The 11336-nt window shown below is 71.4% G+C and carries 10 protein-coding genes; 3 read left to right on the forward strand and 7 right to left on the reverse strand.

Annotation, left to right across the window (positions count from 1 at the left end; genetic code table 11):
- Positions 1 to 156 precede the first annotated feature (156 nt).
- Together uriH and uriT are read left to right on the forward strand one after the other, a co-directional pair.
- Positions 157 to 1143, forward strand: a complete 987-nt coding sequence (gene uriH, locus CCS38_RS30385) for a uridine-preferring nucleoside hydrolase UriH (RefSeq protein WP_223736546.1) — start codon at positions 157 to 159, stop codon at positions 1141 to 1143.
- Positions 1140 to 2582 carry a uridine transporter UriT gene (gene uriT, locus CCS38_RS30390; RefSeq protein WP_223736547.1) on the forward strand — a complete coding sequence of 481 codons (1443 nt, stop codon included), beginning with the start codon at positions 1140 to 1142 and terminating at the stop codon, positions 2580 to 2582. Before uriH ends, uriT begins: the two co-directional genes overlap by 4 nt.
- A gap of 70 nt (positions 2583 to 2652) precedes the next feature.
- Here the strand turns inward: uriT and CCS38_RS30395 are convergent, their stop codons facing one another.
- The 4 genes from CCS38_RS30395 to CCS38_RS30410 all read right to left on the reverse strand — a co-directional run bounded on the left by CCS38_RS30395 (position 2653) and on the right by CCS38_RS30410 (position 7375).
- Positions 2653 to 3642 carry an ABC transporter substrate-binding protein gene (locus CCS38_RS30395; protein ID WP_223736548.1) on the reverse strand — a complete coding sequence of 330 codons (990 nt, stop codon included), beginning with the start codon at positions 3640 to 3642 and terminating at the stop codon, positions 2653 to 2655.
- Between the two features lie 2 nt (positions 3643 to 3644).
- Complete coding sequence (locus CCS38_RS30400; RefSeq protein ID WP_223736549.1) at positions 3645 to 4430, reverse strand: ABC transporter ATP-binding protein; 786 nt, start codon at positions 4428 to 4430, stop codon at positions 3645 to 3647.
- A complete protein-coding gene (locus CCS38_RS30405; RefSeq protein WP_223736555.1) occupies positions 4430 to 5512 on the reverse strand; it encodes a FecCD family ABC transporter permease in 1083 nt (360 codons plus the stop codon). Before CCS38_RS30405 ends, CCS38_RS30400 begins: the two co-directional genes overlap by 1 nt.
- A gap of 327 nt (positions 5513 to 5839) precedes the next feature.
- Positions 5840 to 7375 (reverse strand): putative glycoside hydrolase, encoded by a 1536-nt coding sequence (locus CCS38_RS30410; protein ID WP_223736550.1) that lies wholly within the window; start codon positions 7373 to 7375, stop codon positions 5840 to 5842.
- A gap of 367 nt (positions 7376 to 7742) precedes the next feature.
- On the opposite strand from CCS38_RS30410, the gene CCS38_RS30415 reads away from it, so the two are divergent.
- A complete protein-coding gene (locus CCS38_RS30415) occupies positions 7743 to 8615 on the forward strand; it encodes a polysaccharide deacetylase family protein (RefSeq protein WP_223736551.1) in 873 nt (290 codons plus the stop codon).
- A gap of 69 nt (positions 8616 to 8684) precedes the next feature.
- Here the strand turns inward: CCS38_RS30415 and CCS38_RS30420 are convergent, their stop codons facing one another.
- The 3 genes from CCS38_RS30420 to CCS38_RS30430 form a co-directional block, all read right to left on the reverse strand.
- The gene (locus CCS38_RS30420) at positions 8685 to 9029 is read right to left on the reverse strand and encodes an STAS domain-containing protein (RefSeq protein ID WP_223736552.1); all 345 of its coding nucleotides are present in this window, start codon (positions 9027 to 9029) and stop codon (positions 8685 to 8687) included.
- 224 nt (positions 9030 to 9253) lie between these two features.
- Positions 9254 to 10210 carry a TIGR03557 family F420-dependent LLM class oxidoreductase gene (locus tag CCS38_RS30425; protein ID WP_223736553.1) on the reverse strand — a complete coding sequence of 319 codons (957 nt, stop codon included), beginning with the start codon at positions 10208 to 10210 and terminating at the stop codon, positions 9254 to 9256.
- Positions 10211 to 10222: 12 nt separating this feature from the next.
- Positions 10223 to 11224 carry an SDR family oxidoreductase gene (locus tag CCS38_RS30430; RefSeq protein WP_223736554.1) on the reverse strand — a complete coding sequence of 334 codons (1002 nt, stop codon included), beginning with the start codon at positions 11222 to 11224 and terminating at the stop codon, positions 10223 to 10225.
- Positions 11225 to 11336: the final 112 nt, after the last annotated feature.

Raw genomic sequence — 11336 nt, forward strand, 5'->3', positions numbered from 1 at the left:
GTTATCACCGGGCAGCCGCCGGGCACTGTGGGATGAATCATTGACAAGCACCCCGGTGTGCGGGTGAACTCTTCGCGGCCCTTCGGAGAACGATTTCCCACGCTCTGCCGGAGGGGTCACCGCACCACCGTTCAACAGGGCAAAGGGGCTCGACCGTTGGCCAGAAAGATCATCCTCGACTGCGACCCGGGGCACGACGACGCGATCGCCATGCTCCTGGCCCACGGGAACCCCGACATCGAGCTCGTCGCCGTGACGACCGTGGTCGGCAACCAGACACTGGAGAAGGTCACCCGCAACGCGCTCTCCGTGGCGCGGATCGCGGGCATCACCGACGTGCCCTTCGCCGCCGGCTGCCCGCGTCCCCTCGTACGGAACATCGAGACCGCCGGTGACATCCACGGCGAGACCGGTCTGGACGGCCCCGTGCTGCCGGACCCGACGTGCGTCCTGGACGAGCGGCACGCCGTCGACCTGATCATCGACACCGTGATGTCCCACGAGCCGGGCGAGATCACCATCGTCCCGACCGCGGGCCTCACCAACATCGCGCTGGCCGCCCGCAAGGAGCCGCGCATCGTCGAGCGGGTCCGCGAGGTCGTCCTGATGGGCGGCGGCTACCACGAGGGCAACTGGAGCGCGGTCGCCGAGTTCAACATCGTCATCGACCCCGAGGCCGCGCACATCGTCTTCAACGCGGGCTGGCAGGTCACCATGGTCGGCCTGGACCTCACCCACCAGGCGCTCGCGACGCCCGAGGTGGCCGAGCGGATCGCCGCGCTGGGCACCAAGCCCGCCAAGTTCGTCGAGGAGCTGCTCGAGTTCTTCGGCACCACCTACCGCGACCACCAGGGCTTCGAGTCGCCGCCGGTGCACGACCCGTGCGCCGTCGCGTATGTGATCGACCCGGACGTGATGACCGTCCGCCGGGCCCCGGTGGACATCGAGCTGACGGGCACCCTGACCAAGGGCATGACCGTGACGGACTTCCGCGCGCCGGCGCCGGCCGACTGCCGCACCCAGGTCGCGGTCGAGCTGGACCACGGCCGCTTCTGGGACCTGGTCGTGGATGCCCTGGAGCGGATCGGCGACCCCGAGCTGATCGGCGAGAACCCACAGAAGCCCGGAGACGTACTGGCATGAGCGCATCCACCACGACGGGGCAGCCCTCGGGCGGCCTGACGGAGAGACCCGGCGTCCGGGTCGGTGTCCTGCTCACCGCGCTGCTGGCGGCGTGCTTCGCCTTCCAGCTCAACGCGAGCATGCTGAGCCCCGCGCTGAAGAGCATCGAGGACAGCCTCCACGCCACCTCGGCGGAGGTCGGTCTCACCCAGACCGCGTTCTTCACCGCGGCAGCACTCTTCTCGCTGTTCCTGCCGCGGCTCGGCGACGTGATCGGCCGCCGCAAGGTGCTGGCCGGGATGATGACCCTGATGGTCATCGGCTGCGTCATCGCCGCGCTGGCGACGAGCGTGCCGATGCTCTTCGCGGGCCGCGTCCTCCAGGGCGTGAGCGGCCCGACCGTACCGCTGTGTCTGATCATGCTGCGGGTCGAGGTGACCGAGCCGAAGCGGTACGGCACCCTGCTCGGCGTGATCACCGCGGTCAACGGCGGCATCGCGGGCGTGGACTCGCTCGCGGGCGGCTACCTCGCCGACCACTACGGCTTCGGCGCGGTCTTCTGGGCGATGGCCGTCGTCGCGGCGCTCGCCGCGGTCATGGTCGCCACGATGACCCGCGAGTCCACCGCGCCCGTGAAGAGCCGAATGGACTGGCCCGGCGTACTCCTCCTCGTCATCTCGGTCGGCACCCTGCTGACCGCGTTCAACGAGGCGGGCAAGCTGGCCGCCGCGAACTGGCCGCTGATCGCCGCGCTCGTCGTGATCTCCGCGATTGCCTTCGCGCTGTTCTGGCGCACGGAGAGCCGCAGCGACCACCCGCTGGTCGCCACCCACCACCTCAAGCAGCGCTCGACCTGGGCCCTGCTGCTGACCACGGTCCTCACGATGACCGGCGTCTTCGCCGTCATGAACGGGCTGATCCCGGCGCTCGCGCAGGACGCGCAGGCGGGTCTGGGCATGTCGGCCGAGGCATCGGCGTGGTGGACGCTGACGCCGTATGCGCTTGCGGGGCTGGCGATGGGTCCGGTGGCGGGCCGGCTCTCCGCGACGTTCGGGTACGGCCGTGTTCTGCGGTTCGGGCTCGTCGGCACGGTGGTGACCATCGTGCTGATGATCGTCACCAGCGGAAGCCACTCCCGGGTGCTGCTCCTGCTGATGTCCATCCTGGTGGGCATCGCCTACGCGGGCGTGGCCAACATCGTCCTCAACGGCCTGGGCATCGTGCTCTCGCCGCGGGACAACCCGGGCTTCCTGCCGGGGCTGAACGCGGGCGCGTTCAACCTGGGCGCGGGGCTGAGCTTTGCGGTCTTGTACGCGGTCAAGACCGCCGTGGTTCCGGCCGATCCGGCGTCGACGTCGGGCTACACCGCCGCGATGATCGCGGGTGTGGTCATCATCGCGGCGGCGTTTGCGTCGTCCTTCCTGATCCCGAAGCCGGTGTCCGCCGAGGCGGACGGATAACCACCGTAGGGGGGCGGGGAACTGCCCGGGTCACGCGCCGTCGTGGCTGGTCGCGCAGTTCCCCGCGCCCCTAGCGGCGCAGGTATGAACCCAATCGCTCGATCGCTGCCGGGTTGCGGGGGCTCTCCACCAGGTCCGCGTAGTCCAGCGTGACGATCTTCCTGTTCTTGATCGCGGAGACGTTGGCCAGCGGCTTGTAGTTCAGCAGGAACTGCTTCTTCTGCTCGGCGGTCGTGTCGCCGTAGTCGCAGATCACGATCACCTCGGGGTTCCGCTCGACGACGGTCTCCCAGCCGACCGTGGTCCAGGAGTCGGTGAGATCGTGGGTGATGCTGCGGCCGCCCGCCTTGGCGATGATGTCGTCCGGTGCCGCGTACCGCCCCGCCGTGAACGGCTTGTCCTGGCCACTGTCGTACAGGAACACCGACGGCCGGTCCGTACCCTTCGGTGCCTTGCTCCGCACCTCCGCGACCCGCCCCTTGAAGTCCGCGATCAGCTTCTGCGCCCGGTCCTGGACGCCGAAGAGCTTCCCCAGCTGGTTGAGGTCGGTGTACAGCGCCTCCAGCGGCGGCATGATGCCGCGTGCCGAGCCGCGCCCGTTGTGGCAGGACTCGGTGAGGAGGTACGACTCGATGCCGAACTTGTGCAGGGCGGCGGGGGTGAGGCCGCCCTCACGGAAGCCGTAGTTCCAGCCCGCGAAGACCATGTCGGCGCGCGCGTCGACGGCCAGCTCCTTGGTGATTTCGCCCTTCGACAGCCACTTCGTCTTCTCGTACCCGTCCTTCCAGGGCACGCCGCTCAGCTTCCCCTTGTCGTCCGGCATGACGAACCCGGCCATCCGGTCCTCCAAGCCCAGCGCGAACATGATCTCGGTGATGCCGACATCGTTGGTCACCACCCGCTCGGGCACCTTGTCGAAGGTGACCTTCTTGCCGCAGTTCTCAATGGTGACCGCGGTCCCACGATCATCGGGTGCGGCCTGTTCCACCTGCGCGCCGCACCCGGTCAGGGTCAGTGCGAGGAGGGCGGCGAGCGCGGCCGCCGGGCGTCGTACGGGCATGGTCACTCCTGGTCGATGCGGTCGAAGAGCAGTTGCACGGCGCCGGTCACCGGGTGCGTGACGCGATGCGCCCGTACGCCGAACACCTCGGCCAGCAGCCGGGGTCGCAGTACGTCGTGCGGCGGGCCGGAGGCGACCACGCGGCCGCCGTCGAGCACGTACAGCAGGTCGCAGTGGCTCGCGGCGAGGTTCAGGTCGTGCAGCGCGGCGAGCACGGTGAGGCCGCTGCGGCGCACCAGGGACAGCACTTCCAACTGGTGAGCGATGTCCAGGTGGTTGGTCGGCTCGTCGAGGACGAGGACCCGGGGCTGCTGGGCGAGGGCGCGGGCGATCAGTACGCGCTGCTTCTCGCCGCCGGAAAGCGTGCGGAAGCCGCGCCCGGCGAGGTGGGACGCGCCGACCCGGTCCAGCGCCTCGGCGCAGAGCGCGGCGTCGGCGGCGGAGGCCCGGCCGGTGAAGGGGGCGCCGCCGCGCTGGTGCGGCAGCCGGCCCATCGCCACCACCTCGGCCGCGGTGAAGTCGAATTCGGCGGCGGACTCCTGAGGCAGCGCGGCCAGCCGGCGCGCGCCCGCGCGCGCGTCCATCGCGTGCAGGTCGTCGCCGTCCAGCCGTACCGTGCCGGCCGTGGGCCGCAGCGCCCGGTAGGTGCACCGCAGCAGCGTGGACTTGCCGCTGCCGTTCGGCCCGACCACCCCCACGACCTGCCCGCTGTCGGCCCGCAGCGCGATGTCCTCGACGATCCGGGCCCCCGCCAGCTCGACCGTCACCCCTGCCACGTCGACGCGCATCAGCGGCCACCCCCGAACGCGTAGCCGCCGCGCCGCATCAGCAGCAGGAAGCAGGGCACGCCGAGCACGGCGGTGACCACTCCGACCGGTATCTCGGCGGGCGCCAGCAGCAGCCGCGAGACGATGTCCGCCCAGACCAGCAGCACGGCGCCGGCGAGCGGCGCGAGGACCAGCACCCGCCGGTGGTCGGCGCCGACGAGCATCCGTACGACGTGCGGCACCATCAGCCCGACGAACCCGATCGCGCCCGACACGGCGACGACCGCGGCGGTGACGGCGGCGGTGACCACGAACAGCTCGGTCCGCAGCCGGCCCGCGCGCACGCCGAGGGCCGCGGCGGTCTCGTCGCCCATCGCGAGCGCGTTGAGGTGCCCGGCCCTGGCACCGAGGTACAGCATGCCGAGCAGCACGGTGACCGCGGCGAGCGGCACCGAGCCCCAGGTCGCCCCGCCCAGGCTGCCGAGCAGCCACATCATCGCGGCCCTGGCCGCCTCGCCGCGCTCGGCCCGGAAGACCATCAGCGTGGTGATGGCGGAGAACCCGTAGGACAGCGCGGTACCGGCCAGCACCAGCCGCAGCGGCGGCAGCCCGTACGCGGTACGCGCTGCCGCGTACACGAGCACCATCGCCGCGAGCGCCGAAAGAAACGCGGACACCGACAGCGCCCACACCCCCAGCGCGGCGAACGCACCCAGCAGCAGTACGGCATTGGCCCCGACCGCGGCGCCGGAGGAGACGCCCAGCACGAAGGGGTCGGCGAGCGCGTTGCGCACCATGGCCTGCACGGCCACGCCGACCGAGGCGAGCCCCGCGCCGACCACGGCCGCGAGCACGGCGCGCGGCAGCCGTATCTCCCAGACGATGGTGTACGCGCCGGTCTCGTCGCCCCGTATCGTCCCGCCGCTCAGCCCGGCCCCCAGGAAGTGCAGCGTCTCGCCCCACGTCACCCCGGACGCGCCCAGCCCGACCCCGCACACCAGGGAGACGAGCAGGAGCAGGGCGAGCACGGCAGCGGTCGCGGGAACGGGCAGCCGGCGGAGCGCGGGCGGTCCGGCCGCGGCGGGTGCCGGGGCGGTGGTCATGGCGGGCACGGGCGGGCGTCCTTCGCCTCGGGCCGCGTCCGTACACACAGGGGGCGGCGCACCCCGCACCGGGCGGGCGTCCGTGCGTCATCCCTCTCGCAGTCCGCGGCGAGCAGTCGGGAGATATGCCACCCCGCGGGTCATCGGACTCACGCGAGCACCCGCACGGCCCCCTGACGACGGGCCCGTCCGACACACTCGCGCACACCGTTGCGGGTCAGCGCCGGACTCTCACCGGACTTCCCCCACGGGACACACCGGCAGCCTAACAGCGGCCCCCGACCACTCCACCGCCCGCCCGGAACGGCGTCCCGGGCGGGCAGGAGATCACCGCATCGTCTTCAGCGCCCCGCCGTGGTACCGCACTCCCGGGTTCCACAGGAGGAAGGAGGGGATGCCGTTGTCCGCTGCCGCGCGGATCTGGTCGGCCACTTCGGCGTCGCCGTAGGAGACGCCGAGGGAGAAGTCCTGGATCCAGGGGACGATCTGGGCGTCGGTGTGGCGGGTCTTCTTCACGAAGTCGGCGAGGGATTTTTTGGTGATGGGGTACGGCTGGGAGTTGGGGTCGGAGACGCCGTACTCGCCGGGGGCCCAGTGCGAGGGGTAGATCATCGGCGCGATGTAGTCGCACTGCTTCGCGAGCGCGCCGATGTCCTGGGCTATCTCCTTCGGGCGGGTGACCGCGATGCCGAAGACGGAGACGCCGAGGAAGGCGCCGTGTTCGCGGGCGACCGTGCGGGTCTGCGCGACCAGGCCGGTGATCGAGTCCTCCGGCGAGGTGCTACCCAGGCCGGGGAAGGACATGCCGCTCAGCTTGCCGTCCGGGCGGCGGATGTAGTCGTAGAGGATGTCGTCGAAGCCGAGCTTCGCGGCCTCGGCGGAGAGGTCGAGGTGGTACTGGCGGACGTCCTTGTTCGCGAAGTTGGTGAAGGAGAGGGAGCCGTACTTGGAGCCCGCGCCGTACGGGCCGCCGTCGGGGGTGCGGACGACGCGGTCGCGGTGGCCGTCCTTCCAGGAGGCGGAGGCCAGGATCGGGTCGCGGAAGGCGACGATGCGACCGACGACCGCGCCGCCGGCCGCATGGATCTCCTTGATGGCCTTCTTCGCGTCGTAGTAGCCCTTGGTCGCGCCGATCTTCTTCGCGAGGGGCACCTTCGAGTCGTACGAGACCTCGCCCAGCTCGTCCTTGATGTCGAGCTGGACGGCGTTCAGCTTGCCCTCCTTGAGCAGCTTCAGCACCGGCTCGCGCAGCTGGTCCGAGGCCCATGCCTGGCCGCTGACGTGCACCGCGCGCAGCAGCGGCCGCCGTACCGTCACCACCGCGTCCTCCCGGGCGGTGTTCCCGGCCGCGTCGGTGGCGACGGCGGTGGCCTTCGCGGGCGGCTGCGGGAGCCGGACGGCGAAGCGGCCGTCCTTGCCCATGTCCGCCTTGCGGCCCGCGACCGTCACGGCGTCGGCGCCCTGCGCGCGGCCCTTGACCGTGACCGGTCCGCGCAGGCTGCGGCCCTCGGGGTCGGCCACCGCGAGCTTCGGCGGCGTGGTGTCGACGGTCAGCTCGCGGGTGAGCTCGGAGCCGCCGCCGAGCATCGAGCCCTCGGTGGCGACCTTCAGCTCGTGCGTGCCGTCCCGGAGGCCGTCCAGACCCACCGTCAGCTGCCGCCCGGACGTACGGACCGGCACGTGCTTGCCGTCGAGCGTGACCTCGGCGTCGCGCAGCCGCTCCCCCTCCGGCGCGGTGATCGCCACCCCGCCCTTGTCCAGCGCCGCGGCGTTCACCACGCCGCCCGCGGGCAGCCCGGCCAGCCGGAAGGCGGGCGCGCGGTACTGCCGTACCAACAGCACGCCCCCGACGACGAGGGCCATGGCCAGGACACCGGCCAGAAGAATGACGAGCGCTCTGCGTGGGGAACGAGTACGGGAGGAATCAGCGGAAGTAGAGGAAGTAGAGGAATCCGTTGGATTCAGGAAAAGCGTCTTCCAGTTGAGCCGCATTGGCACGCCCTTTCCGGGAGGTCTCGTGCATCTCCGTCGCTCGCGTCCGGTCCCTCTCCGCCGGCCCGGCCTCGTCGTCCTGTCCCTGCTGACGCTGGCCGCGTCGGCTGTCTCCTGCGCCGAGTCCCGCGGTGGTGCGCCACCGCCGGAACCCTCGGCTCCGAAAACCGCCAGTGGTCCGCAGGATTCCCCTTCGACCCGGCCGGAACACCCGTCACGGTCCAAGTCCCCGGCCTCGGTGGACGCCAACGAGCTCGGCGCGGTGCCGGTGCTGATGTACCACCAGATCGTCGACAAGCCGCGCAGCGACTACGACCGCAGGCCCGCCGACTTCCGCGCCGAGCTGGAGCGGCTGGCGAAGGAGGGCTATGTACCGGTGACCGCGGGCGCGTACAGCACGGGGAAGATCGACATACCGGCCGGGCGCCACCCGGTCGTCCTCACCTTCGACGACTCCACCGACAGTCAGTTCGCGCTCGGGGACGACGGCCGGCCGGTCGCGGACTCCGCGGTCGGCATCCTGCGCGACGTGGCCCGGCGGCACCCGGGGTTCAAGCCCGCCGCCACCTTCTTCGTGAACGGCGACGCGTTCGCGGCGACGGGGACGAAGAAGGCGCTGCGCTGGCTGCACGCGCACGGCTTCGAGGTCGGCAACCACACGCGGGACCACGCCAACCTGCGGGACATCTCAGCAGGTGAGGCGCAGCAGCAGATAGCCGCCGGCCAGCAGGTCATCGAGGAGAGCGTGCCGGGTGCGAAGGTGACCTCGCTGGCCCTGCCGTTCGGCGTCCAGCCCAACCCGCCAGGGCTGGACATCAAGGGCGCGGCCGACGGGAAGCGGTACTCCTACGACGGGGCCTACCTCGTCGGCGCGGGCCCGGCCCCCTCGCCGTACGCCAGCGCCTTCGACCCGGTCGGCATCCCCCGCATCCGCTCGGCGGGCGCGCACGTCAAGGACGCCCAATTCGGCTCCGCGCACTGGCTCGACGAGCTGCGCGACGGGGCGGTCGCGCGGTACACCTCGGACGGCGATCCGGATCGGATCTCCTATCCGGAGTCGGGGTCCGCCCGGCCGGCGAAGGAGTTCCGGGAGCGGACCCGACCGTACTGATCCACTCGTTCGGGAGCACCGCAGCACATCGGGGCGCGCACGGACTCGTGCGCGCCCCGACTCACGCCCTTACGCCTCGCTCGCGGTCATCAGCGGGAACGGCTCCCGGCTCACCCGCTGCGCGTCCTCCAGCGGCCTGCGGGCCTGCGCGCTCCGCGGCGCGATGACGTGGAAGGCCGTGCCCAGGGCCCGGGCCCGCCGGAAGACCCGGACCAGCGCGGGCACGCCGCAGCAGGCGCAGACCGTGGAGCAGGCGCCGAGGTCCACCAGCAGGCTCGCGGCGCCCCGGTTGAGGAGGATGAGCATCTCCTCGCGGGCCTGGGTGACGCGGGCGCAGTCGAACTCCGGCGGGCGGAGCACCACGGCTCCGCCGGCCGACTGAGTGCACGAGGGGCTCCGGGGAGGACTGGACATCGCTTCTCCTGAACGGCCGGGCCGGCGTGCCGCACCGGCGGGGAATTCGGGTGCCCGTCACGTGGTCCGCAGCATTGACGTGCCGTTCGGATATCCGGTCACTCGGGCTCGGGGAAATTCCACGGTAGGGCGGCGGGCCGATGCCCCGCCACCGCAGGGCCCGTCGCTACACGGCATTCGCCGCGTATTCGCCCCGCGGGTTTTCTTCCCGGCGGCCGGTGTGTTCAGTCCTTCAGCTGAGGCAATACCTTTGTCCGATAGAAGTCGAAGAAACCGCGCTGGTCCTGGCCGATCTGGTTCACGTAGACGGTGTCGAATCCGGCATGCGCGTACTCCTGCACCGCCGCGACATGTGCCTCCACGTCGTCGCCGCAGGTCACGGCGGACGCCACATGATCGCGAGTGACGAGGGTCGAAGCCTGCTCGAAATGGCGCGGGGTCGGCAGTACCTGTCCCAGTTCGCCCGGCAGTTGTTCGTTCGCCCACAGCCGGTGCGCGGTGCGCACCGCTTCCTCGCGGTCGGTCCCGTAACAGACCTTCAGGCCGCCGTGCACCGGCTTGCCCCCGCCGCCGCCCCGCCGGAACCGCTCGATCGCGTCCGCATCGGGCGCGACGGTGATGAATCCGTCGCCGATCCGCGCGGCAAGTTCCGTGGCGGTCGGCCCGAAGCCGGAGACATCGATCCGCACCGGCTCCTCGGGAACGGTGTACAGCCGCGCGTTCTGCACCGTGTAGTGCTTTCCGTGGTGACTGACTTCCTTTCCCTCGAAGAGCGACCGCATCACCTGTATCGCTTCTTCCAGCATTTCCAGCCGGACCGAGGTCTGCGGCCATTCGCCGCCCACGACTTGCTCGTTGAGCGCTTCGCCGCTGCCCACGCCGAGCCGGAAACGGCCGTTCAGGAGTACCGCGCTGGTGGCCGCCGCCTGTGCCGTGATCACCGGGTGCAGCCGCTTGGTCGGGCAGGTCACGGCGGTCTCGACGGGCAGCGACGTGGCCTCGGCGAGCGCTCCGATCACCGACCAGACAAAGGGCGACTGCCCTTGTTCGTCATTCCACGGATGGAAATGGTCGGAGATCCACAGAGAAGTGAATCCGGCCTGTTCCGCCATGCGTGCCTGTTCCACCAGTGCGCGCGGGTCGTGCTCCTCGCAGGAGAGGAAATAGCCGTACTCCGTCATCGAAGCTCCTCATCAGGTCCTGGTCCGCCGCGCGACGGCGGCGGCCAGCGCCCCGGCGGCCGCGGCCACGGCCAGGGCACCGGCATGCTCGGTGGCCCACAGCTGACAGGAGCGACCGTGCGACGCGTCGTCGAAGGAGCCGTGGGCCCCGTGGTCCCGGCCGTCCATGCCGTCGACCGGCTTCCAGAGGTTGTCCGGCGCCGGCGGCCCGGCTTCCTGGTCCGTCTGCTGCGAGTCGAAGCCCGTACGCGCCAGATAGCGGTCCAGCAGGCCGGGAAAAAGTCGGTTGGCGAGCACCGTCGCCGTGGTGGAGCCGCCCACGCAGTACTGCTTGCGCCACGGGTGGTCGGCGGCGTGGACGATGCCGCGCGCGGCGACCTCCGGCTGGTAGATGGGCGCGACCGGCTGCGGCCGCCGCGGCAGCCGGGAGAGCACCCAGGAGAACTGCGGGGTGTTGAGGGCCGGCAGCTGGACGACGGTGATCCGTACGTTGCTCTTGTCGTGCATCAGTTCCGTGCGCACCGAGGAGGTGAAGCCCAGGATCGCGTGCTTGGCACCGCAGTACGCGGACTGCAGCGGGATGGACCGCTCCCCCAGCGCGGAGCCGGCCTGCACGATCGTGCCCGCGTCGCGCGGCACCATCCGGGCCAGCGCCGCCTGCGTACCGTGCACAAAGCCGAGGTACGTCACCTCCGTCACCCGTTTGAACTCCGCCGGGCGCACCTCGGTGAAGGGCGCGAAGACCCCGGCGAAGGCACAGTTGACCCAGACGTCGATGGGCCCGAACCGTGCCTCGACCGCGTCGGCCGCGGCCTCGACCTGGTCCGGGTCGGCGACATCGACGGGCAGCGCCAGGGCCCGGCCGCCGGCCGCGGCCACCTCGCCGGCGGCCGCGTCGAGTCCGGCCTGACCGCGGGCCAGCAGTCCGATGCTGGCGCCCCGGCGGGCGAATTCCCGGACGACGGCGCGGCCGACGCCCGCACTCGCTCCGGTGACGACGACGGTCTGGCTCATCGGCGGTCTCCTCGGACGGTGCCCCCGAGGACTCCGGCCCGCCCGGTCAGTCGACCGGGCCGGTCTCCTCGGGCGTGTGCGGCGGCGCTACGGGGTCGGGTGCGGGGCCGGG

Origin of the sequence: Streptomyces purpurogeneiscleroticus, from assembly GCF_020024005.1 — a bacterium.
Lineage (GTDB): Bacteria > Actinomycetota > Actinomycetes > Streptomycetales > Streptomycetaceae > Streptomyces > Streptomyces purpurogeneiscleroticus.